Origin of the sequence: Rubricoccus marinus (assembly GCF_002257665.1) — a bacterium.
Taxonomy (GTDB): Bacteria; Bacteroidota; Rhodothermia; order Rhodothermales; family Rubricoccaceae; genus Rubricoccus; species Rubricoccus marinus.
Map to the genome: position 1 here is coordinate 1000848 of NZ_MQWB01000001.1, position 20362 is coordinate 1021209.

The following is a 20362-nucleotide window of genomic DNA, read 5'->3' on the forward strand; positions in this document are numbered from 1 at the left end:
CGCCGAGAGCGCGCCAGAGGCCTGTCTTTTGATTTTCCGTATTCCCTTTCAGTCCCCCTACAGTCATGCTAGAGCTTCTCGGAATCGGTGGCATCGTCGGCATTGTCGTCGTCGTCACGGTCGTCCTCCTCATCATCCTCGTCGCGAGCCGGTACAAGACGGTCTCGCCGGATGAGGCCATGATCATCACCGGCGCCGCGCTGGGCGGCAAGAACGTCCTCACGGACGAGAGCGCCCGCCGCGTCAAGATCATCCGCGGTGGCGGCGCCTTTATCGTGCCCATCGTGCAGCAGAAGGAGTACATCTCGCTGCTCTCGCACAAGCTCGATGTCTCCACGCCAGAGGTCTACACGTCCGAGGGCGTGCCGGTCCTGACGGACGGCGTGGCGGTGATCAAGGTCGGCTCGTCCGTAGAGGACGTGGCGACGGCCGCCGAGCAGTTCCTGGGCAAGCCCGACGAGGAGCTCCGCGCCGAGGCCCGGGAGGTCTTGGAGGGCCACCTGCGCGCCATCCTGGGCACGCTGACCGTGGAGGAGGTGTATCGCAACCGCGACAAGTTCGCGCAAGAGGTGCAGTCCGTCGCCGCCCGCGACCTGAAGAAGATGGGGCTCCAGATCGTGAGCTTCACCATCAAGGACGTGCGCGACAAGAACGGCTACTTGGAAGCGCTCGGACGCCCGCGCATCGCCGCCATCAAGCGCGACGCCGACATCGCCGAGGCCGAGGCTACGCGCGACGCCCGCATCAAAAAAGCCAACGCGGACGAGGAGGGCCAGAAGGCGGAGCTGATCCGCGACACGAACGTCGCCGAAGCCAACAAGGCGAAAGAGCTGAAGGTCGCCGCGTTTAAGCAGGAGCAGGACACCGCGAAGGCGTCCGCCGACCTCGCGTACTCCGTCCAGGAGGCGATCTCTCAGAAGGCCGTGGTCGAGGAGCAGATGCAGGTCGAGCTCGTGCGCAAGGAGCGCGAGGTGGACCTGGAGAAGCTGGAGATCGTGCGCCGCGAGAACCAGTACGACTCCGAGGTCAAGAAAAAGGCCGACGCCGACCGTTACGCCGTGGAGCAGTCCGCGGAGGCGAGCAAGCTGCAGCAGATGCGCCGCGCCGAGGCTCGCCAGTTCGAGATCGAGGCCGAGGCGAAGGCAAAGGCCGAGGCCAAGCGCCTGGACGGCCAGGCCGTCGGTGACGCGACACGCGCCGAGGGCCTCGCCCAGGCCGACGTGATCCGCCAGCGCGGTCTCGCCGAGGCCGAGGCTAAGGAGAAGCTCGCCGAGGCGTTCGAGAAGTTCGGCGAGGCCGCGGTCTTGGACCTGCTTGCCAAGATGATGCCCGACCTCGCGAGAGAGATCGCCGCGCCTCTGGCGTCGATCGACAAGCTCACGGTCGTGGACACCGGCGGCGGCGAGGGCGTCGGGCGCCTGACGAACACCGTCGCGCAGCTCATGGCGACGACGCCGGAGCTCGTCAAGGGCATCACCGGCGTCGACCTCGGCGCGATGGCGAACCGCCTCACAAGCGAACGCCAGGAACCGACCGCCAAGCCGGCCGCCTCTGGCGACGGCGCCTCCTCCACGCCAGCGCTCTCGACGGGCGCGGCGCCAGAGGCGGACGAAGCCTAGGCCGATGGGATACGCTTGGGGCTCGTTCCACAAGCACCCCGACTACCGGCGCACGCGCCGGCGGTCGGCGGTGGCGACGGAACAGCTCCAGGCGGCTCTCCGCGAGGAGACCGGCGACGAGCGGCCTCTGGCGCCAGAGGCCAGCGCCGAGGCTCGCGCGGCGCGCGAGCGGTACCTCGGCCGGCGGCGGAGCCGCCAGAGGTCGGGGCGGCTCGGCGAAGCGCTGACATCGCTCGGCCTCGTCTTGCTCGTGGTCGCCGTCGTGCTGGGCGCCATCGCCAAGCTGGGTTGGATCTGATGGGTGGCTACGGATACCGGAAACCTGCGAAGCCACGCCATAGGGAACGCCGGTCTGGCCGCGCTACCGCGCGCTTCCAAGAAGCGCTCGACGGTCCTGTGAACACCGACACGCCTCTGGCGCCAGAGGCCTACGAGCGCGCGAAGGCGAGCCGTGAGAGACACGCGCGCCGTCGGCCGGAGAGCACGGTGGAGGACGAGACCGAGGAAGTCTTGGTGGCGGTCGGGGCGGTTGTCGCCCTCCTCCTCATATTCTTGATGGGCATCGCGTTTGCGAGCTAGCAAGGAGAAAACATGGGCATCGCACCACATCGCAACCCGATCAACGCGCGGCACCGGGACCGGCGCTCAGGGCACCAAACGCGCTTGCTGCGCGACGCTCTGAGGGATCAGCCGTGGGAGGGCTCATCGGCAGGGAGGACCCCTCTGGCGCCAGAGGCTGAGCGCCACCAGGGGCCGACCGGATGGGCGCTGAAACGCCGCCGTGCCGTGCAAGCTGTGCGCCTCCGGCACGCCCCCAGCATCATTGGAGCACTCCTGCTTCTCGCGGTGCTCGTTGTCGTGGCCTTTGGCCTGCGCGACATGGCGCAGCCTCGTGATCTCCTGCCTCTGGCGGAGAATCGGGAGGCTTATGACGCGCTCGCAGACTTCGGCGCGCGCGGCGAGGCGCCGGGCCAAACCAGGACGCCCGCGCCAGAGGCGGTCCGTCTCGGGCGGGAGCTGCGGGTGTACCGCGTGGTGGAGGACGAGGAGGGAACGATCGTGATGATCCCGCGCTCAGGGCTCAAGCTTCAATACGCACGTTACCAGAATGGGGCGTGGGATACCGGGAAGTTGCCATTTTCAACATCTGACTGAGGCGTTTCGCCAGAGGCCATGGGATTCGCGTCCAGGTCGCACATGACCCCCGATCCTCGCCATCGCGACCGGCGGGGTGCCGCTGCCACGCGGCAGCTTCGGAAGGCGTTCGTGGATCGGCTGCCCGATCCCGGCTCTGCGCCCGACCCCGAGCGTGCGGGGGCCTTTGCGAAGCGCCGCGTGAGCCGCTGGCGCCGGCTGCGGCGGCGGTGGGTCCACGTTCTCACGGGCACGAGCGTCGTGGTGGCATTGACTCTGCTCATCGTCGCACTCCGCCCTACACCCTTCCCGGCAACGTTCACGTCTGTCCGGATTGAGAACAACAGCGCACAGCATCACTACGGCGTCGCGCTCGAGAATGACGGCCGGGAGTATTTCGTCGGCTTCGTCGCGAGAGGAGAGACGCTGAGCTACGCGGTGCGGAGCATCCGGCCCGAGGGGCTCGCCCTCAGCCTCTCGGACCGCGTGGTCGCGCGGTGCTGCGAGGTCCCGCCAGAGGCCTCGGAGGTGATCGTGTTCCAACTCGCCGACGATCCGGCCTCTGGCGAGAGCCTGGGGACCGTTGTCAGCCGTCCGAAGTGAGCGGCTACGGCGCCAGAGGCACCAGCTCTCCGTTCGGCCCGACGGTCATCCCGTCTGGCGGCGGCGTGCTCGGGAAGTTGGAGATCGGGACCGAGCCGTCCCAGTCGTTGGGCACGTAGTGCGAGTGCCCGCCGTGCGAGATCGCGATGTAGCCCTTGGGCGAGACCACGCCCGTGTCGCTCGTGCGCAGGCCCAGCGCGTCCATCAGCACGAAAACGAGCAGCAGCGCGATGGCGGCGAAAAGCACGGTGCGGACCTTCTGGCGCGTCGTCATGGTTCGGGGTGCGAGATGCAGAAGTCTACAGCCCCCTCTGGCAGCCCGGCGCGAAGCGTCCGCGGAAACCCCCGCGTGATCGTCGTGGCCGGTCCGTCCGGCTCGGGCAAGACCACGTTGGGGCGCGCCCTCGCGGCGCACCTCGGCTGGGCGTTCGAGGACGCCGACGACTACCACGCGCCAGAGGCCGTCGCCAAGATGGGCGCGGGCAAAGGGCTCACCGACGCCGACCGCGCGCCGTGGCTGGACCGCCTCGCGGCGCTGATCCAGGAGCGCGCCACCCTCGGACCGCCGACCGTTCTCTCGTGCTCGGCCCTCACGCGCGCCTACCGCGAGCGCCTCACCCGTGCGGCCTCTGGCGTCGCCCTCGTCTGGCTCGCCGTTCCCGAACACCTCTTGCGCCAGAGGCTGACGTCTCGGCCCGGGCACTTCGCGGGCGCGGCGCTCCTGCCAAGCCAACTCGCGACGGTCGAACCGCTCGCATCAGAAGAAGGGCTCGCGCTCGACGGCTCGCGGCCTCTGACGGCACTCGTGCGGGAGGTCGCAGCCTGGGTCTAGACCCGCTCGCGCCCAGCGGCCTGGGGCGTCGCGCTCTCCGCCAGAGGCGCCGTCTCGGGAGCGCTCTGCTCGCCTCGGGCGACCATCTGCCGGATGCGCTCGGCATCGGCCGCCTCCCGCTCGCGGCGCTCCAGCGCTTCGAGCCGCGCGTCGATGTCGAGCACGGTCCGGGCGTCCATCTCGTCCTCGGACGACCGCGCCACGCGCCGCTTCGCGAGAGGCTCGTCGCGCCCTTTGCGGCGGCCGAACACGACGACGCCGTTGATCGCAGCCGTCACCATCGCGAGCATGGACGTGACCATGAGCACGTCGGTGTCGACGGACGCCACACCCATAAAGGCGAAAAAGAGCAGGATGGCGTTGATCGCGAGGAGAAGCCAGTCGGGGAGTTTCATGCCGGGGTGAGGTGGCGTGTAGGGGACCCGGTTGCGGACGGCGCCTGGGCTCCGAAGTTGCGCCAGAGGCCTCTGGCGCCTAAAACGCGTAGCGCAGCGCGAGGCCGACCGAGCTGGCGTCGACGGTGTCGCCGGTCTTCGCCGTGTACTCCATCCACGTGTAGCTGAGGGAGAACAGGCTGTAGCCGGCCTCGACCGTCGCGCCAAAGGCCGGATCGAACGACACGTCCTGGACGAAGCCGCCGCCGCTCAGCTTGGTGCCGACGTGCGCCACCGCGCCTGCTCCGATCTCCACGTCTGGAGCCACGCGGAAGGAGCCCACGACCTCGACGGGAAAGCGCACGATGCGCGTATTCGCGTTGCTGGACGCGTTGAAGAGCGCCTTCACGCCAGCGGTCGCGCGCGCGCTAAGTGGCGAGGTGGCAGATGGGCGGAGGAGAATGCCTCCCGCGATGGTGCCGCCCTGGCCCGCCGTGAGCGTCTGCGTGTCGCCGTCCTCGTATGTCAGCTCTACCACGTCGTCACCGCCGAACTCGAGCGCGAGTTCGATCAACGGAGAAACTGTCTGGCCCAGAGCGACTGCCGGAAGGAGTAGAAGGCCAAGAAGGAGGAGGCGCATGCGAGAAGTGGGCAAGGGGGGATACAGCAAAGCCCCCCGAGCGCGTGCTCGGGGGACTCTGTTCGAGGCGGCAAATGTAAAAGCGCCTCTGGCGCCAGAGGCCTGGTTTTTAAGCGATGGTGATGCTCTCGTCCAGGTACACGTCTTGGATGGCCTGGAGGATCTCGACGCCCTCGTTCATGGGCTTCTGGAACGCCTTGCGGCCCGAGATGAGGCCCATGCCGCCGGCGCGCTTGTTGATGACCGCCGTGCGGACCGCCTGCGCCATGTCGTTGGCGCCGGAGCCGCCGCCGGAGTTGATGAGCCCCGCGCGGCCCATGAACCCGTTGGCGACCTGGTAGCGCGTGAGATCGATGGGGTGGTCGCTCGTGAGCTCGGAGTAGATCCGCTCGTCCAGCTTGCCGTAGGAGGAGTCGCCGGTGTTGAGCGCCTTGAAGCCGCCGTTGGAGGTGGGCTGCTTCTGCTTGAGGATGTCCGCCTCGATCGTCGCGCCGAGGTGGTTGGCCTGGCCCGTCGTGTCGGCGCTGGCCTCGTGGTTGGTGCCGTCGATGGTGAAGGCGCCGTTGCGGACGTAGCACCACAGGATGGTGGCCATGCCGAGCTCGTGCGCGAGGGCGAACGTCTCGGTGACCTCCTGCAGCTGACGCATGGAGTTGTCCGACCCGAAGTAGACCGTCGCGCCGATGGCGGCGCAGCCCATGTTCCACGCCTCCTCGACGCGGGCGTACATCACCTGGTCGTAGGTGTTGGGGTAGGTGAGGAGCTCGTTGTGGTTGATCTTCATGATCAACGGGATCTTGTGCGCGTACTTCCGCGCCACCATGCCGAGCGCGCCGTAGGTCGTCGCGACGGCGTTGCAGCCGCCCTCGATGGCGAGCTCGACGATGTTGGCCGGGTCGAAGTAGGCCGGGTTCTTTGCGAACGACGCGCCCGCGCCGTGCTCGATGCCCTGGTCCACGGGCAGGATGGACAGGTAGCCCGTCCCGCCGATGCGTCCGTGCTCGAACATCTGCTCCAGCGAGCGCATGACCGGGATGGAGCGGTCGCTCTGGCCGAAGACCTCGCTGACGAAGTCGGGGCCGGGGAGGTGGAGTTGGTCCTTGGAGATCTTCGGGTTCGAGAAGCCGAGGAGGTCGTCGGCCTCATCGCCGAGGAGTTCCTGAATGCGGGACGTGACGTCAGCCATGGAGGGGCAGGTGTGGTTCGGAAGGAGAGCGGGCAAGATAGAGGAACTGGGGCCTCCCGCCGCCGCCGGCCTCTGGAGCCAGACGCGCTGAAAGCGCTCCCTCCGCGGCTTCTTCGCGGCGCAGATGCCACCCCGGAGCGCCGCGTTCAGAGGCGGCGCGCTCAGCGGCGCTCTCGCCACAGGCCGAGCGAGGAGACCTCGGGCCATATGGCCTCTAGCGCGTCCAGCCACGCGGGGAGGTGCCGCGCGAGCAGCGGCGCGGTGAGGAGGCCCTTGGCGCCCAGACCCGCGAACGCCCAAACGCCCGGCGCCTCCGGCGCCAGAGGCCCAAGTATGGGAAGCCGTCCGGGTCGCGCGGCCTCGGGGACGGTCATGCGAATCCCCGTGCGGGCCTCGACCACCTCGGCGCCCTCGAGCGCCGGGACGACGCCAGAGGCGCGCTCGTGCAGCATCGCCGTAGCCTCTGGCGTGGGCTCCAGCGTGTCCCACGTATGATCGAACGTGGCGCCGACGACGACCTCGCGCGGCGCCAGTGGCACGACGTAGGTGCTGCCGGAGACGGCAGGCAGGTCCAGAGGCTCGGGCGTGCGCAGCCGGATCGTCTGGCCTTTGACGCCGTGGAGCGGGAGCGAAGGCGCCAGAGGTGGGGTGGCGGCCCCCGTGCAGAGGAAAAGGCGGGCCGTCTGAATCTCCTCCCGGTCGGTGAGGGCCCGCCCGCCTTCCCACCCCGTGAGCCTCTGGTGCCAGACTTCAGCGCCTGCGCGGACGGCGGCACCGAGAAACGCTTCTACGAGAGCGGGAATCTCGATATGGCCGCCTTCGCGTACCCAGAGCGCGCCGAACGGCGCCGTTACGGCCGAAAAGCGCTCGCGTGACGCCTCTGGCGAGAGCCAACTCAGCCGGTCGGCGTGCTCGGCCTGCCGCTCGCGGAAAACCGCTGCCTGCTTCTCGTTCATCGCGGGGCGGAGGACGCCTTCCTGGCGCCAGAGGCCGCGCGCATCGGCGCGTTCTACCAGTTCATCGAGGGCATCTAGGGCGCCAGAGGCACGCCAGGCGCGTTTGGCTTTGCGGCCGAGGAACGGGTTGACGAGCCCGGCGGCGGCGTGGCTCGCGCCCGGCTCGCCGCTGTCCAGCACCACCACGCGCCGCCTCGGCGCGAGTGCGAGGGCGGCGCAGGCTCCGGCGAGCCCGGCTCCGGCGATCACGATGTCGGCGTCCATGCGGCCTCTGGCGGAAAGGAGCCCAAGGGTAGCGCCACGCTGGGCGCTTTGCTCGGGACGGTTCCTCGCGCCAGAGGCCTACCTTTCGGCCCGTTTCCCCTGCTTCATGCGCGCGCTTCTTCTGCTCGTTCTCCTCGCCTCTGGCGCCGCCGCGCAAGAGGCCCCCTGCGATGGCGAGGCGCTGCTCTTAGAGCGCGCTCCCACCCTGCACCAGATGCTCCGCGATCCGGCGTGGGTGGAGGTGATCCTTTCGTCCCCGGTCGAGGAGTATCAGGGCGATGTACGAGAAGCGGCGAGCCTGATGGGGGAGTACGCCTGCCACTACGTAGGCGCGGTTGCCACGGATGACAACGATCCCTACCTGCTCCTCTTTGTCCGCGAGCAACTGGTTGCGCTTCTCTCCGAGCCCGTCGGGATTTGGAGCGCGGCGCTGGAGTGGGAGAGCTTCGCCGGGACCGAGGGGCCCGCGATGCGCGCCGCGTTCGCGCGCGAGGTCGAAGCGCTCGGCTTCCGCCCGGTGTACGCAGAGGGCACCCTGGTCGCGCTCTCGTATGGGGCGCTGGAGTTCGGCGCGGATCGAGGCGTAGCGCACGATCTCGCGCTGTACGTGGACGTGCAAGAGGCCCTCGGGCGGTTGACGCCGTCAGATCTGGATGTTGGCGACCTCCGGGCCGAGGCGGACGTTCTGGGGCGCGCGGAGCAACTGCTCACCCGCTACCCGTCCAGCGCGTTCGGGGAGAGGGTCCGCTCGCCGTTCGCCCGAGCGCTGACCCTTCTCGCGAGCCTGCACCCGGTCGCTGGGGCGGAAACGTGGCAGGTGGGCGTCGGCGGGGCCAACGGTCTCCCCTTCGGCGGCGATCGTGAGGCGCTGGTCTACTTTCTGACGACATACCCCGAATCGAAGTACGTCGCCGTTTTCGAGCGCCTCCTCGCGTCTCCGCCTCTGGCGATCCCCCAGGGGGGGCTGGACATGATCGTTGTCGGCTCGTCCGGCTCGTCCGAAGGGGCGACGGCGCTGTCGCAGTCCATGCTCGACGCGGGCATCGACGTTGTCGGGCCAGTCCAGTTGGTGTCGCAGGAGTGGGGCGTGGCCTTTCGGTACTACCCGGCGGACGACCCTCGCCTGGTGGAGGCCGAAGCGCGGGCGCGAGACCTCGGGCTGACACCCAGCCGGGAGCGCGTAGACGCGGGCCGCCTTAACCACATCGACTGGCGCTAGGCAGCGAGGCCAGGACGCATCGGACGCGGTTGGCGAACACTATCGGAGGGCGCGCTCATCCACCGTGCGAGTCGCCAGAGGCCTTGGCAGAGGAGCCGAAACGCGTAGCTTCGGCGCTCTCACTCGAGCACGTGCATGGAATCCAACTTCGTGGTAGGCGGCGCGGTGGCGGCGCTTCTCATCATCGCCGGAATCGGGGTGTGGCTGCTTCGCGCGAGCTCAGGCATTCGGGACGGACTCGTGCCGTATGTGGGCGAGACACCCGCACGCTGGCTGGTCGGGTTCGCGTGGACCGGCTACGTCCTGGGCGTGTTGCAAGCCCTCGCGACGGCTGTGCAGACGATCCCGGCTTTCGCGCCAGAGACCTCTCCCTCGGCCGTCCAGTTCATCACGGGCCTCGCAACGGGCCCAATCCTCGGCTTCGCGTCGTGGGTCAGCACGTTTGTCCAGATCGGAGCGCTGCTCGTCGCGGTCGTGGTCGTCTCGCGCGTGCTTCGCTCCGAGCTCCGGTGAGGGAAGCGCTGCGCATCCGGCTACTCGTGGCGGTCGGGGTCAGTGCGCTCCTGATGCCAGGCGTGTTCGCCCTCGCGGTGCTTCAGGGCGCCACAGGCCTCTCGCAGCAGGCCGTTGCCGGGGGGATCTACGGCTTGTACATCCTCGACGCCTTCGCGCGGGCGACGGTCTTGGACCTCGCGTGGTGGGCCTCTGGCGGAATGCTGCTCGCCGCGTTTGTCGTGGCCCATCGGAGGGGGCGATCGCTGGACGGCGCGGAGTCAGGGATCGGGCGGGCGGGGTAGCTTTGCGGCGGATCCTCGCCCCCCGCTGTGCGCTTCTTTCTCCTCGTCCTTGCCTTCTCCGCCTCTGGCGCCTCGGCCCAAGCCATCTGCGAAGCGGACCCGGCCCAGCACCGCGCCCCCGAGCGCGCGCCGCTCCTTTCCGAGATCGCCTCTGGCGACGACGAGGCTGAGATGTTCCTCCATCTCTACCTCTGCGCTTACGCGCCAGAGGCCCTCGCGACCCCGGGCGACCTGGTCCGCGTGGTCACCTTTCGCGACTCGCTCGTCGCGCGGCTAAGTCCCCGGATGGAGACGTGGTTCTTCGCGCCCGAGGGGGAGCGCTACGACGATGCCGAGGCCCTCTACGCGGAAACGGCGGCTCTCGGGCTGATCCCCGTTCAGGCCGAGGGCATGATCTTCGGCCTTACCCAGGGCCGGTTCGCCGACGAAGCCCTCCTGCGGCTCGCGCCGCCAGACCTCGCGCTGTACCTCACGTTTGTCGCGGCCGAGGGCGAGGGCGCCGGAGGCGAGTACCCGTTCGGAGACCTCGACGCCGAGGCGCAGATGATTGTAGCTGGCGAACAGCTACGGGCGGAGTACCCGTCCAGCCCGTACGTCGGTGCCACGCAAGAGGCGTTCGGCCGCGCGCTGCTGACGCTCGCGAGCCTCCACCCGGTGGCGATGGAAGGCATGGACGAGCCGCAATGGATGGCGGGCGTCGCCACGACGGAGTTCTTCCCGTGGATGGCGTCGCGCGAGCCTCTGGCGGCGTTCGTGCGCGACGCGCGGGCATCGCGCTACCAGAAGCCGCTGGCGGCGATTCTGGCCGACCCGCCAGATGCAGGCGTCGAGGGAGGAATGGACGTCCTCGTTCTCGGGGGACCGCTCAATGCGCGCGAGCACGCCGAGGCCCGCGCGCTCGCGCACCTCGACTCCGGCATCGATGTGGTCGGCCCGCTCTTGCTGGACGACGCCTGGTACGTGGTCTACCGCTACTACCCGCAAGGCGACAACCGGATCAACACGGCCTACGAGCGCGCGGTCGAGATGGGCCTGGAGTTGGAGGTGATGGACTACGTGCCGGAGGTCTATTGAGCACGCCAGAGGCCGAGGTCGTGATCGTAGGCGGCGGCATCGCCGGAATGGGCGCGGCGTGGGCGCTCGCGAAGGCGGGCCGTCGCGTGACCATCCTGGAGCGCGGCGAGTTGGGCCGCGGCGCGAGCTGGGCCGCCGCCGGGATGCTCGCCCCCGCGGCTGAGATCGGCTTCGATGAGTTGGACCTGTACGGGCTTGGCCGCGAGTCGCTCGGCCTGTGGCCGGCGTACGCCCGCGAAGTGGAAGCGGCCTCTGGCGAGAGCGTCGGGTTCGACTCCGCCGGGACGCTCGTCGTAGCCGACGACCGCGACAGCGCACGAGCGCTGCGGCGGCTCTACCAGTTTCAGGAGCGCCAGGGCGTGCCTGTTACCTGGCTCTCCGGGCCCGAAGCGGCCGAGCTCGAACCGGCGCTCACGTCCCGCATTCCGGCCGCGATCCTCTCGCCAGAGGATCATCAGGTGGACCCGCGCGCCGTCGTGCGCGCGCTCGCTGCCGCGTGCCGGGCCTCTGGCGTGAGCGTGCGCGAGCACGCCCCTGTCGTGGCTGTCCGCGGAGGCGAGGCGCCAGAGGCGGTTCTGGCCTCGGGCGAGACGGTAGGTGGCCAGGCGGTCGTGATCGCGGCGGGGGCGCAGAGCGGGACGCTGGCGGGGCTGGACCCGGCGCCGCCCGTCCGCCCCGTCAAGGGGCAGGCGCTGTCGGTCCGCATGAACGCCGACGTCTCGTTCGGCCGCGTGATCCGCGGCCCGCGCGCCTACCTCGTGCCCAAGGCCGACGGCCGGCTGGTCATCGGCGCGACGAGCGAGGAGAGGGGAGAGGACACCGCGCTCACGGCCGGAGGGCTTTACCGCCTGCTCGAAGGCGCCGTCCGCGTCGCGCCCGGCGTTGAGGAACTGGACGTGATCGAGACGTGGGCGGGGCTCCGCCCGGCGAGCCAGGACCACGCGCCGATCCTGGGCCGCTCGCGCCAGAGGCGCCTCGTGTTGGCCTCTGGCGCCTACCGCCACGGCTTCTTGCTGCTCCCCGCCATGGCCGCGCTCGTCGCCGCAGATGTGGAGGCGGTGCTCTCCGGTGAGCCCAGCGCCATCCCGCCGCCGTTCGCGGCCACCCGCTTCTAGCCTCTGGCGCCAGAGGCGAACGCAACGCGAGGCCCGACCAATGGGGCCGGGCCTCACGGGATCTATGTGCAACGGGAGGATCTACGCCAGAGGCGAGGATCAGCCGCCGAGGCGGACGTTGCCGGGGTAGCTCTCGTACATCGGCGTGCCTACGCTTGGCACGTCGTCGGTGGCCATGCGGATGGGGCGGCTGGCGATGCTTTTCCACACCTCCATGCGCACGCGGCGGCCGACGAGGAGCTCTTTCTTGTCCTCGTGGCACTGCACCGCCACGACGATCTGCTCGCCGGGGTAGGTGGCGCTCGTGTCGCTGAGGCGGATGCGGAGCCAGCGGCTAACGGGCGGTGCGTCGAATCGGCAGATGCGGAGCGAGCCCGCGGCGACGATCGTGCCCGAGATGGCCATGCGGTCCGGGTAGCCGTCGCCGTCCATGCCGTACCCGTTCGGGATGACGGGGTAGCTCTGCACGCTCGCGCGGCGGTACAGGCGGTTGGTGCTGCGCGGCGCGGCGGCCTCTTGCGACACCGTGCGCGTCATCGTGCCCTCGGTCCGGACCTGCTCGCCCATCTCGGCCAGCTCCTCGTCGGAGAGCCCGAACATCGCGCCCATCATCTGCGCCATGCCGGAGGCCAGTTCCGTCACCACATTTTCCATCTCGGCCTCCATGCCGGCCGGGATCTCGCCGTTCTCGCTCTGCGCGATGGCGGCCTCCATCTCACGCATAAGGTCCTCCAGCGCCTCTGGCGCCGTGCTGTCGGCCATCGCGTTGCTGGACGCCCGCATCGCGTCGGCAACGGCTGCGTCGATCTCCAGCGACGGTTCCTGGACCAAGGCGTCCGCCTCGTATGTGGTGGAGGCGTCCTTGTCGATGTAGGGAGAAGGCGCCGTTTGCGCGAGAGCAGCGGGGGCGGCGAGCACGAAAAAGAGGACGAGCAGGCGTCCAGGCGTCGGGAGCGGCAGCATGGGAAGGGGGGAAGTCTGGTCCTGTGAATCGGCCGGTTGACGCGGGCACCCTCAACGCGGGCCTCTGGCGGAACGCGCGCGCGACGCCCGGGGCGCCTGAACCGGCGCCCTCCGCCAGAGGCGAGCGCTAGCTTGCGGCATGACGACACGCACCCACACCATCCACGTCAACGGCGAGGCGCGCGAGGTGCCCGAAGGGCTCACGCTGCGCGCGCTCCTTGCGCATCTCGGCCGCGATCCCGACCAGCCCGGCGTCGCCGTCGCCCACGACGACCGCGTGGTGCGCCGCGCGCTCTGGGACGAGACGCCGCTGGCGGAAGGCAGCCGCGTGGAGATCATCACAGCCTCCCAGGGCGGATGACCGAATCTCACACGTCGCCCGGCGCCTCTGGCGACGCACTCGCGCCAGAGGCCGACACGTGGACCGTCGGCGGGCTCACGCTGAGCTCGCGCGTGCTGCTTGGCACGAGCCGGTACCCCAGCCTTCAGTCGCTCCTGGACAGCGTGGACGCCAGCGGCACCCAACTCGTGACCGTCGGCGTGCGGCGCATCGACCTGACGGAGAGCGGCGGCACGTCGCTGCTGAGCGCGCTGCGCCAGAGGCATTCGGCTGAGCGCCCGCTCCACCTGCTCCCCAACACGGCGGGCTGCTACACCGCGCGAGAGGCCGTTCTGACGGCGCAACTCGCGCGAGAGGCGTTGGAAACGGACCGCGTCAAGCTCGAAGTGATCGGCGAGGACGAGACGCTCTACCCGGACGCGATTGAGCTGGTCAAGGCAGCGGGCGAACTCGTAGCCGATGGCTTCGAGGTGTTCGCCTACTGCGGCGACGACCCGGTCACGGCCCGGCGCCTGGCCGACATGGGGTGCGCGGCGGTGATGCCGCTCGGCGCGCCCATCGGCAGCGGCATGGGGCTCACGAACCCGTACGCGCTCCGCATCCTCCGCGAGATCCTGCCCGACGTGCCGCTCGTCGTGGACGCCGGCATCGGGACCGCCTCGGACGCTGCCCTCGCGATGGAGCTGGGCTACGACGGCATCCTCCTCAACACGGCCGTCGCCGGCGCCGAGCGGCCACCGCAGATGGCCGCCGCCATGCGCCACGCGACCCTCGCCGGCCGCCTCGCGCACCTCGCCGGCCGCATCCCACGCCGCCTCTACGCCGAGGCCTCTACCCCAGAGGCCGGGCGCATCGAACTGAGGCCGTGAGGGAGGCCGAGGACGCCTCTGGCGCAGGTGCGCCCCCCGCACTTCCACGGCTGTTGCTCATCGCCGACGGGTTCGCCAGCGGCCGCGGCGAGGGGCCTCTGGCGCAAACGCCCGAGCGCGTTCGGAAGCTCGCCGCCGAGGCCGTCGCCACCGGCGTGCGCTGGGTGATGCTGCGCGACCACGCGGCGGACGACGCGGTGTTTTTCCGCGCGGCGGGCCGCGTCGTGGAGCGCCTACGCGACATCACGCCAGAGGTCCGCATCGCCGTCAACCGCCGTCCTGAAACCGCGCGCCGCCTCCGCGCCGATCTCCACGTCGGCGCGCGCGGTTCGGCGTTGGGTGTGGGGTCGATGGTGGCAAACGCGCTCGAAACCGCTGCGGTCGTGGGCGTCTCCGCGCACGTACCGGACGAGATCGCGCAGGCCGCCGCCTCTGGCGCGAGCTACGCGCTGTTCTCGCCCGTGTATCGAACCTCGTCCCACCCTGAAGCGGCGCCCGCCGGCCTCGCGAGGCTCCGTGCCGCGTGCGAAGCCGCGCCAGAAGCCTTCCCCGTCCTCGCGCTCGGCGGCCTCACGCCCAGCCGCGTCGCCGAGTGCCGCGCCGCAGGCGCGCACGGCATCGCGGTTCTCTCAGCGATCCTGGACGCGCACCGCCCGGCCCGCGCCGTCCAGGGATTTCTCGATGCCGTCAGCGCGTAGCCTCTGGCGCCAGAGGCCTCCTTTCCCGCCCTTACGTCCCCGCTCTTCTCGTGAACACCGCTCTCACCATCGCCGGCTCCGATTCTGGAGGAGGCGCCGGCATCCAGGCCGATCTCAAGACCTTTGAGGCGCTCGGCGTTTTCGGCACCAGCGCGATCACGGCGATCACCGCGCAGAACACGCTCGGCGTGAGCCGCGTGGACGTGCTCCCGCCAGAGGCCGTCACGGCGCAGATCGACGCGGTCGCAGCGGATTTCACGCTCGGCGCCGTCAAAACCGGAATGCTGGCGACGGCCGAGATCGTCCACGCCGTTGCCGACGCCGTCGAGCGCCTAGGCCTCGCGCCGCTCGTCGTGGACCCCGTCATGGTCGCCACCTCGGGCGACGCGCTTCTGACGCCAGAGGCCGTAGACGCCTACCGCGAGCGCCTGATGCCTCTGGCGACGATCCTCACGCCCAACACGCACGAGGCTGAGGCGCTGCTGGGTTGGCCGGTCCGCACGCTGGAGGACGCGCGACGGGCGGCGGCGGAGCTTCGCGAGGCGGGCGCAGGCGCAGTGTTGGTCAAAGGCGGACACCTGGAAGGGGAGCAGGACGCCGTGGACGTTCTCGCCGACGATGCAGGCGAGCGGCTGTACCGCGCCGAGCGCATCGAGACGACGAGTACGCACGGGACGGGCTGCACGCTCGCCTCCGCGATCGCCGCGTACCTGGCCTCTGGCGCCGATCTGCGCGATGCCGTCTCCGGCGCCAAGCGCTACCTCACCGAGGCGATCCGCCACGCGCCCGGCCTTGGAAGCGGGAACGGACCCGTGCGGCACCTCTGGCGCCTCACGCAACTGTGACATCCCATCCAACGCATCTTCACGAGGCGCCACGCCAGAGGCCCCTTACCTTGGGTCACTGCGCGCCCGTAGCTCAGCTGGATAGAGTGTCGCACTACGAATGCGAAGGTCAGAGGTTCGAATCCTCTCGGGCGTACACACCGCCCCTCAGAGACTGAGGGGCGGTTTTTTTTGCGCCAGCAGCAAGGCGGAGCGAGGTTCGGGAAGAGAACACCTCCACACCGTTATGCCGAGCCGCCGTCAGTTCCTCGCCCTCGGCGCCGCCGCGGGCGCCGCCACTGTTCTTCCCGCGCCTCTGGCGGCCCACGCGGCCATGCCCGGCGCGCCGCCGCGCGCGCCTCTGGCGCCAGAGGCCCGGCGCGAGGACGTGACCGTCGAGGACATCGCGCACGCCGAGACCGTCCTCGGGCTCAGCTTCCGGCCCGAGCAGCGCGAGCTCATGCTGCCCGACGTGAACTGGCGCCGGGGCACCTACGAGACGATCCGCGAGAATGAGCCGCCCAACCACGTCGCGCCGCTCCTCGCGCCGGACTTCCCCGCGCCGCCGGCGCCGCGCGGGCCGATGCACGTCCGCATTCCCGAGCGCGTCCGCATGACGCCGTCGGAGGCAGACCTGGCCTTTGCGAGTCTGCCCGAACTCGCCGCGCTGCTCCGCGCGCGCCGCGTCTCGTCGGTGGAATTGACCGAGCTGTTCCTGGGCCGCCTCAAGCGATACGATCCCGAACTCAAGGTCGTGATCTCGTTGCTGGAGGAGCGCGCCATGAACACCGCCCGTGCGCGCGACGCCGACCTCGCCAGAGGCCTGGACCGTGGCCCGCTCCACGGGATCCCGTATGGCGCCAAGGACCTCCTCGCCGCCAGAGGCGCCCGCACGACCTGGGGCGCCGAGCCCTACCGCGAGCAGGTCCTCGACGAGGACGCGGCGGTCGTCGAACTCCTCGAAGCCTCTGGCGCCGTGCTCGTGGCCAAGCTTTCGCTCGGCGCGCTCGCGTGGGGCGACGTGTGGTTCGGCGGGCGCACAAACAGCCCGTGGGACACAGAGGAGGGAAGCAGTGGCAGCAGCGCCGGGCCGGGCGCGGCCGTCGCAGCGGGGCTCGTGCCGTTCGCGATCGGGAGCGAGACGTACGGCTCTATCGTGAGCCCGTCCACGCGCAACGGCGTCACCGGCCACCGGCCCACGTTTGGGCGCGTCTCCACGCGCGGCGCGATGGCGCTGTGCTGGAGCCTGGACAAGCTCGGCCCCATGACGCGATCCGCCGAGGACGCCGCGCTCGTCTTCGACGCCATTCGCGACGTGGGCACCGCCAGAGGCGACCTCGGCTTCCCGTTCGATGGCGCCTCTGGCGTGCAGGGCATGCGCGTCGGCTACGTCCCGGCTCTGTTCGAGGGCGACGACGCCGGCGCCCGCGCCGACCGCGCAACGCTGGACGTGCTCCGAGGGCTGGGCGTAGACCTCGTCGAAGTCGCGCTGCCCGACGGTCCCGAGGCGACCGCATGCATGGACATGACCGTCACTGCCGAAGCCGCCGCCGCGTTCGACGGCCTCACGCGCTCCGGCGAGGTGGACCAGCTCGTGCGGCAGGAGCGCTTCGCGTGGCCCAACACCTTCCGCCACGGCCGCCTGATCCCCGCCGTGGAGTACATCAACGCGCAGCGCATCCGCCAGAGGCTCGTGCAGGAAACCGAGGCCGCGTTCGGCGCCGTACGTGCCATTGTGACGCCCACGTTTGGCGGCAGCCAACTCGCGCTGACCAACCTGACGGGGCACCCGGCGGTCTGCATCCCCAACGGCTTCTTCCCGCTGGAGGCCGAGGATGGCACGCCTCTGGCGCCAGAGGCTGCCGCGCGGCGCACGCCGCACTCCATCACGTTTCTCGGCCCGCTCTACGGCGACCACGCGCCGCTGGTGCTCGCCCACGCCGTGCAGGGCGCGACGGACTGGAGCCGCCAGAGGCCGCCGGTGGGCGCGTGAGCCTCTGGCGCGGAGCGCGGGAATCCAAAGGGGTGGCACCGGCATTGCAGGAGCCCGGGCCCACCACCTCTCTACACATGCGACTCCCTCTCGCTCTCGTTCTCTTCTCCCTCGTCGGCAGCGCCGCCGTTCTGCCCGGATGCGCCACGATCGCCGGTACCAACTACTACTCCGTGGATCAGGAGTGGGAGTTGGGCCGCCAGGTCGAAGCCGATCTGAACCGACAACTCCGCCTCGTCAATGACCGCGCGCTGACACAGTATGTCCAAACGATGGGACAGCGCATGGTGCAGCAGACGACGCTTTCCGGCCAGCGCTGGCGGTTCTACGTGGTCGCGGACGACGCGATCAACGCGTTCAACGCGCCGGGCGGCCTGATCTACGTCAACACCGGGCTCATCAAGCGCGTCGGTAGCGCGGCCGAACTGGCGGGCGCGATCGCGCACGAGGTGGGGCACGGCGTGGCGCGCCATGGCACCTCTCGGCTCTCCAAGGCGAACGACGCCAACGCGGTCGCCGGCGCTGTCCTGGGCACGGATCCCGGCGTGGCCGAGCAGATCGCGGCGCAGATCGTCGCGCAGGGCACGTTCGCGAGCTTCTCGCGCGGCGCAGAGCGCGAGGCCGACGAACTCGGCGTCCAACTCATGGCCGCGACGGGCTACAACCCAGACGGGCTCGTGCAGCTTCTCCAGCGCCTCGCGGAGCAGGGCGAAGGCGGAGGCATCGCGTTTCTGCGGACGCACCCGCTCTCGTCCGAGCGCGCCGCCAACGTGCGAGCGCTCGCGCGGAGCGTCAACCGTAGCGGCCTACGCATGAACGAGTCGGGCTTCGACGCGGCCAAGCGCGCCGCCTCGCGCTACTAGCCGAAAAGCCTCTGGCGCCTGGGAATGGCCTCTGGCGCCAGAGGCTTCGTCTTTCTCCGAGCTACGCGTCGAGGTCCGGCAGGACCGTAGCCTCTGGCGGCGCGGCGAAGTCGGCGTTGGTTACCTCGGGCGCGAACTCGAACTCCGTGAGCGTGCCACGCGCTTTGGGCGTCCCGGCGCCGGTGCCGTCCCAGAGGAAGGAGCGGAAACCTTCTTGCAGTGTGATCCCGCCGACGGTCTGCGCGCCGTCATAGAGCATGATCGTCTCGGGCGTGTGGCCGCCGTCCGGGTTGAAGGGCCCGTAGCTGACGACGTAGCGCACGCCCGCGACGCGCTTGGTTTCCGGGTCGAGAAGCAGGTAGTAGTAGTCGTCCGGCGCATCGCCCGTCCCGGCATCAAAGGTGACGTACACCTGCTCCAGCGTGGTCGTGCTGTCCAGCGCCAGAGGCTCGGCCATTTCGAGGTTCACGCCCGGGTCCGCGAGCACGAACGGCATGCCGACGAAGTAGTAGGGCGTGAGCGACCAGAAGCGCGCGTCGGTCGGCAAGGCCTCTGGCGACGGCATCGCCCAGGCTTGGGTGCCGGTCCAGCCAAAGCGGACCGTGGAATCTGCCGCGAGCGTGTGCGTGGCGCGCGCCGCCCACGCATCGACGGTCTGGCGCGTATCGAGCGGCGGCTCGGCGCTGGGCATCCCCACAGAGTCCAGGCGCGTGTAGGCGTACCGGAAGCGGAGGGGGCCACCCGCATACCACGCCTCCAACCCGCCGTGCGCGTCGATGGACGCGAGCACCAAGCGTCCGGCCTCGGAGGCGTTCAGCCGTTCGGTGGCGTCGCTCACGCGAGCGTCCACGTCCCGTGCGGACGGCTTGGCGAGTCCGTCGTCGCAGCCGCTTGCGAGGACCAGGAGGCAGAGGAGAAGAAGGGCACGGGGCATGGTGTAGGAGAGGGGAGAGCCCGCAAGATCCGGGTCGGCGTGCGGCGGCGCCAGAGGCCCGGCCTCTGGCAGGTTCTCGCTCCTTTCGGCGTCTCTGCGCACGCCCTTCGCGGCGGCGCCAGGGGCCGCGCGTAGGCGCTCGCACCGCCTTCATTCCCTGCTCCCATGTCTGCCCTCGCGCAACGCCTCGACCGCTTCGATGACCGCCTCGCCAGAGGCCTCCGCCGCCACGGTGTGTTCCTCTTGCGCATTGCCATCGGCGTCGTGTTCGTGTGGTTCGGCGCGCTCAAGCTGGTGCCGGGTCTCAGCCCGGCCGAGGCGCTCGTCAAGGCCACCGTGCCGATCGTCGACCCGGACGCGTTCTACCCCGTTCTCGCGGTCTGGGAGATCCTGATCGGCGTTTTCCTCCTCTTCCGCCCGACGATCCGCATCGCGCTGCTGCTGCTGGCGCTGCAGATGCCCGGCACGTTCCTGCCGTTTATCGTGCTGCCCGAGGTGTGCTGGTCCACGTGGCCGCTGGCGAGCCCGCTGGACGTGTTCGCGCTTACGCTCGAAGGGCAGTACATCATCAAGAACTTCGTCCTCGTCGCTGCAGGCTTTGTCGTGGGCGGGACGGTCCGGCGCCGCTCCGGGCCGGAGCAGAGACTCTAGGCGCATCCGGCCTCTGGCGCCAGGGGCCGGGTTCAGCCGGCAACGCCGAGACCGCGCATCCGGCCCACGAGCGCGTACGCCGCGATGCCAAACGCGACCGAGACGTTGAGCGACGCCTTGATGCCATACTGAGGCAGCGCGAGGTGGAGGTCCACCGCGTCCAGCACCTCGCGCGAGACGCCGTGGACCTCGTTGCCCAGGACGAGCGCCAGAGGCAGGTGCTCCGCCGCGATGGCCTCTGGCGCGATGGCGCGGTCCGTGATCTCTAGCGCCGCGAGCGTGTAGCCCTCGTCGCGGAGCCGCTCCAGAAGCGGGAGCACCTCCGCTTCGTGGCTCCACGCGACAGCCTCTTGCGCGCCGAGCGCGGTCTTGATCACGCCGCGGTGCTCGGGCGTGGGCGTGAAGCCGCTAAGG

26 protein-coding genes and 1 tRNA gene are annotated in these 20362 nt (G+C 70.1%); 19 read left to right on the forward strand and 8 right to left on the reverse strand.

From position 1 onward, the window contains the following. Positions 1 to 65: 65 nt before the first annotated feature. The 5 genes from BSZ36_RS19975 (at position 66) to BSZ36_RS03975 (ending at position 3356) form a co-directional block, all read left to right on the forward strand. Positions 66 to 1619, forward strand: a complete 1554-nt coding sequence (locus BSZ36_RS19975; RefSeq protein WP_094546238.1) for a flotillin lipid rafts scaffold protein FloT — start codon at positions 66 to 68, stop codon at positions 1617 to 1619. A 4-nt stretch (positions 1620 to 1623) separates the two neighbouring features. Then, positions 1624 to 1917 carry a hypothetical protein gene (locus BSZ36_RS03960; RefSeq protein ID WP_094546240.1) on the forward strand — a complete coding sequence of 98 codons (294 nt, stop codon included), beginning with the start codon at positions 1624 to 1626 and terminating at the stop codon, positions 1915 to 1917. Between the two features lie 98 nt (positions 1918 to 2015). After that, the gene (locus tag BSZ36_RS03965) at positions 2016 to 2198 is read left to right on the forward strand and encodes a hypothetical protein (protein WP_094546242.1); all 183 of its coding nucleotides are present in this window, start codon (positions 2016 to 2018) and stop codon (positions 2196 to 2198) included. Positions 2199 to 2210: 12 nt separating this feature from the next. After that, a complete protein-coding gene (locus BSZ36_RS18830; RefSeq protein WP_143536744.1) occupies positions 2211 to 2774 on the forward strand; it encodes a hypothetical protein in 564 nt (187 codons plus the stop codon). Between the two features lie 42 nt (positions 2775 to 2816). Next, complete coding sequence (locus BSZ36_RS03975; protein WP_143536745.1) at positions 2817 to 3356, forward strand: hypothetical protein; 540 nt, start codon at positions 2817 to 2819, stop codon at positions 3354 to 3356. Between the two features lie 4 nt (positions 3357 to 3360). Here BSZ36_RS03975 and BSZ36_RS03980 read toward each other — a convergent pair whose 3' ends face one another. Continuing rightward, positions 3361 to 3630: a hypothetical protein gene (locus tag BSZ36_RS03980; RefSeq protein ID WP_094546248.1), complete on the reverse strand. Its 270-nt coding sequence runs from the start codon at positions 3628 to 3630 to the stop codon at positions 3361 to 3363. A gap of 15 nt (positions 3631 to 3645) precedes the next feature. Here BSZ36_RS03980 and BSZ36_RS03985 point away from each other — a divergent pair, with 15 nt between their 5' ends. Beyond that, entirely contained in the window at positions 3646 to 4188 is a 543-nt protein-coding gene (locus tag BSZ36_RS03985) for a gluconokinase (RefSeq protein WP_094546250.1), read from the forward strand. Here the strand turns inward: BSZ36_RS03985 and BSZ36_RS03990 are convergent. The 4 genes from BSZ36_RS03990 to BSZ36_RS04005 all read right to left on the reverse strand — a co-directional run bounded on the left by BSZ36_RS03990 (position 4185) and on the right by BSZ36_RS04005 (position 7608). After that, entirely contained in the window at positions 4185 to 4583 is a 399-nt protein-coding gene (locus BSZ36_RS03990; RefSeq protein WP_094546253.1) for a hypothetical protein, read from the reverse strand. The two genes, BSZ36_RS03985 and BSZ36_RS03990, sit on opposite strands and share 4 nt — an antisense overlap. 79 nt (positions 4584 to 4662) lie before the next feature. Then, positions 4663 to 5202 carry a hypothetical protein gene (locus tag BSZ36_RS03995; protein WP_094546255.1) on the reverse strand — a complete coding sequence of 180 codons (540 nt, stop codon included), beginning with the start codon at positions 5200 to 5202 and terminating at the stop codon, positions 4663 to 4665. Positions 5203 to 5311: 109 nt separating this feature from the next. Continuing rightward, positions 5312 to 6388, reverse strand: a complete 1077-nt coding sequence (locus tag BSZ36_RS04000; protein ID WP_094546257.1) for a class I fructose-bisphosphate aldolase — start codon at positions 6386 to 6388, stop codon at positions 5312 to 5314. Positions 6389 to 6549: 161 nt separating this feature from the next. Then, positions 6550 to 7608 carry an NAD(P)/FAD-dependent oxidoreductase gene (locus BSZ36_RS04005; protein WP_094546259.1) on the reverse strand — a complete coding sequence of 353 codons (1059 nt, stop codon included), beginning with the start codon at positions 7606 to 7608 and terminating at the stop codon, positions 6550 to 6552. Positions 7609 to 7714: 106 nt separating this feature from the next. Here BSZ36_RS04005 and BSZ36_RS04010 point away from each other — a divergent pair, with 106 nt between their 5' ends. The 5 genes from BSZ36_RS04010 (at position 7715) to thiO (ending at position 11813) form a co-directional block, all read left to right on the forward strand. Beyond that, entirely contained in the window at positions 7715 to 8827 is a 1113-nt protein-coding gene (locus BSZ36_RS04010; RefSeq protein ID WP_094546261.1) for a hypothetical protein, read from the forward strand. Between the two features lie 135 nt (positions 8828 to 8962). Beyond that, a complete protein-coding gene (locus tag BSZ36_RS04015) occupies positions 8963 to 9340 on the forward strand; it encodes a hypothetical protein (RefSeq protein WP_094546264.1) in 378 nt (125 codons plus the stop codon). After that, positions 9337 to 9624 carry a hypothetical protein gene (locus BSZ36_RS04020; RefSeq protein ID WP_094546266.1) on the forward strand — a complete coding sequence of 96 codons (288 nt, stop codon included), beginning with the start codon at positions 9337 to 9339 and terminating at the stop codon, positions 9622 to 9624. Before BSZ36_RS04015 ends, BSZ36_RS04020 begins: the two co-directional genes overlap by 4 nt. 27 nt (positions 9625 to 9651) lie before the next feature. Further along, the gene (locus BSZ36_RS19650; protein ID WP_218827544.1) at positions 9652 to 10698 is read left to right on the forward strand and encodes a hypothetical protein; all 1047 of its coding nucleotides are present in this window, start codon (positions 9652 to 9654) and stop codon (positions 10696 to 10698) included. Then, positions 10695 to 11813 (forward strand): glycine oxidase ThiO, encoded by a 1119-nt coding sequence (gene thiO / locus BSZ36_RS04025; protein WP_218827545.1) that lies wholly within the window; start codon positions 10695 to 10697, stop codon positions 11811 to 11813. Before BSZ36_RS19650 ends, thiO begins: the two co-directional genes overlap by 4 nt. Positions 11814 to 11912: 99 nt before the next feature. On the opposite strand, the gene BSZ36_RS04030 is transcribed toward thiO, so the two are convergent. Continuing rightward, positions 11913 to 12776 carry a hypothetical protein gene (locus BSZ36_RS04030; protein WP_094546270.1) on the reverse strand — a complete coding sequence of 288 codons (864 nt, stop codon included), beginning with the start codon at positions 12774 to 12776 and terminating at the stop codon, positions 11913 to 11915. A 139-nt stretch (positions 12777 to 12915) separates the two neighbouring features. Here BSZ36_RS04030 and thiS point away from each other — a divergent pair, with 139 nt between their 5' ends. From thiS to BSZ36_RS04065, 7 genes are all read left to right on the forward strand, one after another. Next, positions 12916 to 13137: a sulfur carrier protein ThiS gene (thiS, locus tag BSZ36_RS04035; protein ID WP_094546272.1), complete on the forward strand. Its 222-nt coding sequence runs from the start codon at positions 12916 to 12918 to the stop codon at positions 13135 to 13137. Further along, positions 13134 to 13985, forward strand: a complete 852-nt coding sequence (thiG, locus tag BSZ36_RS04040; protein ID WP_094546274.1) for a thiazole synthase — start codon at positions 13134 to 13136, stop codon at positions 13983 to 13985. Before thiS ends, thiG begins: the two co-directional genes overlap by 4 nt. Then, positions 13982 to 14683: a thiamine phosphate synthase gene (locus BSZ36_RS04045; protein WP_094546276.1), complete on the forward strand. Its 702-nt coding sequence runs from the start codon at positions 13982 to 13984 to the stop codon at positions 14681 to 14683. The genes thiG and BSZ36_RS04045 overlap by 4 nt, the downstream gene beginning before the upstream one ends. Positions 14684 to 14733: 50 nt before the next feature. Continuing rightward, positions 14734 to 15528 (forward strand): bifunctional hydroxymethylpyrimidine kinase/phosphomethylpyrimidine kinase, encoded by a 795-nt coding sequence (gene thiD / locus BSZ36_RS04050; RefSeq protein ID WP_094546278.1) that lies wholly within the window; start codon positions 14734 to 14736, stop codon positions 15526 to 15528. A gap of 62 nt (positions 15529 to 15590) precedes the next feature. After that, positions 15591 to 15664: transfer RNA gene (locus BSZ36_RS04055), tRNA-Arg, on the forward strand. 90 nt (positions 15665 to 15754) lie between these two features. Continuing rightward, positions 15755 to 17500, forward strand: a complete 1746-nt coding sequence (locus BSZ36_RS04060) for an amidase (protein WP_218827546.1) — start codon at positions 15755 to 15757, stop codon at positions 17498 to 17500. A gap of 77 nt (positions 17501 to 17577) precedes the next feature. Continuing rightward, the gene (locus BSZ36_RS04065; RefSeq protein WP_094546282.1) at positions 17578 to 18363 is read left to right on the forward strand and encodes a M48 family metallopeptidase; all 786 of its coding nucleotides are present in this window, start codon (positions 17578 to 17580) and stop codon (positions 18361 to 18363) included. Positions 18364 to 18424: 61 nt separating this feature from the next. Here BSZ36_RS04065 and BSZ36_RS04070 read toward each other — a convergent pair whose 3' ends face one another. Continuing rightward, positions 18425 to 19297, reverse strand: a complete 873-nt coding sequence (locus BSZ36_RS04070; RefSeq protein WP_143536746.1) for a hypothetical protein — start codon at positions 19295 to 19297, stop codon at positions 18425 to 18427. A 165-nt stretch (positions 19298 to 19462) separates the two neighbouring features. On the opposite strand from BSZ36_RS04070, the gene BSZ36_RS04075 reads away from it, so the two are divergent. Then, positions 19463 to 19948 carry a DoxX family membrane protein gene (locus tag BSZ36_RS04075; RefSeq protein ID WP_094546286.1) on the forward strand — a complete coding sequence of 162 codons (486 nt, stop codon included), beginning with the start codon at positions 19463 to 19465 and terminating at the stop codon, positions 19946 to 19948. A gap of 32 nt (positions 19949 to 19980) precedes the next feature. On the opposite strand, the gene BSZ36_RS04080 is transcribed toward BSZ36_RS04075, so the two are convergent. Further along, on the reverse strand, positions 19981 to 20362 hold a 382-nt coding region (locus BSZ36_RS04080; RefSeq protein ID WP_094546288.1), incomplete at its 5' end, for a TrmH family RNA methyltransferase.

Excerpts from the sequence above, each read along its gene's own strand:
- BSZ36_RS04070 (WP_143536746.1), bottom strand. The coding sequence starts at position 19,297 with ATGCCCCGTGCCCTTCTTCTCCTCTGCCTCCTGGTCCTCGCAAGCGGC.
- BSZ36_RS04060 (WP_218827546.1), top strand. The coding sequence starts at position 15,755 with ATGCCGAGCCGCCGTCAGTTCCTCGCCCTCGGCGCCGCCGCGGGCGCC.
- BSZ36_RS18830 (WP_143536744.1), top strand. The coding sequence starts at position 2,211 with ATGGGCATCGCACCACATCGCAACCCGATCAACGCGCGGCACCGGGAC.
- BSZ36_RS03985 (WP_094546250.1), top strand. The coding sequence starts at position 3,646 with ATGCAGAAGTCTACAGCCCCCTCTGGCAGCCCGGCGCGAAGCGTCCGC.
- BSZ36_RS04005 (WP_094546259.1), bottom strand. The coding sequence starts at position 7,608 with ATGGACGCCGACATCGTGATCGCCGGAGCCGGGCTCGCCGGAGCCTGC.
- BSZ36_RS03995 (WP_094546255.1), bottom strand. The coding sequence starts at position 5,202 with ATGCGCCTCCTCCTTCTTGGCCTTCTACTCCTTCCGGCAGTCGCTCTG.
- BSZ36_RS04075 (WP_094546286.1), top strand. The coding sequence starts at position 19,463 with ATGTCTGCCCTCGCGCAACGCCTCGACCGCTTCGATGACCGCCTCGCC.
- BSZ36_RS03990 (WP_094546253.1), bottom strand. The coding sequence starts at position 4,583 with ATGAAACTCCCCGACTGGCTTCTCCTCGCGATCAACGCCATCCTGCTC.
- BSZ36_RS04015 (WP_094546264.1), top strand. The coding sequence starts at position 8,963 with ATGGAATCCAACTTCGTGGTAGGCGGCGCGGTGGCGGCGCTTCTCATC.
- BSZ36_RS03960 (WP_094546240.1), top strand. The coding sequence starts at position 1,624 with ATGGGATACGCTTGGGGCTCGTTCCACAAGCACCCCGACTACCGGCGC.
- BSZ36_RS04065 (WP_094546282.1), top strand. The coding sequence starts at position 17,578 with ATGCGACTCCCTCTCGCTCTCGTTCTCTTCTCCCTCGTCGGCAGCGCC.
- BSZ36_RS19975 (WP_094546238.1), top strand. The coding sequence starts at position 66 with ATGCTAGAGCTTCTCGGAATCGGTGGCATCGTCGGCATTGTCGTCGTC.
- BSZ36_RS03975 (WP_143536745.1), top strand. The coding sequence starts at position 2,817 with ATGACCCCCGATCCTCGCCATCGCGACCGGCGGGGTGCCGCTGCCACG.
- BSZ36_RS04000 (WP_094546257.1), bottom strand. The coding sequence starts at position 6,388 with ATGGCTGACGTCACGTCCCGCATTCAGGAACTCCTCGGCGATGAGGCC.
- thiG (WP_094546274.1), top strand. The coding sequence starts at position 13,134 with ATGACCGAATCTCACACGTCGCCCGGCGCCTCTGGCGACGCACTCGCG.
- thiS (WP_094546272.1), top strand. The coding sequence starts at position 12,916 with ATGACGACACGCACCCACACCATCCACGTCAACGGCGAGGCGCGCGAG.
- BSZ36_RS04030 (WP_094546270.1), bottom strand. The coding sequence starts at position 12,776 with ATGCTGCCGCTCCCGACGCCTGGACGCCTGCTCGTCCTCTTTTTCGTG.
- BSZ36_RS03980 (WP_094546248.1), bottom strand. The coding sequence starts at position 3,630 with ATGACGACGCGCCAGAAGGTCCGCACCGTGCTTTTCGCCGCCATCGCG.
- BSZ36_RS04010 (WP_094546261.1), top strand. The coding sequence starts at position 7,715 with ATGCGCGCGCTTCTTCTGCTCGTTCTCCTCGCCTCTGGCGCCGCCGCG.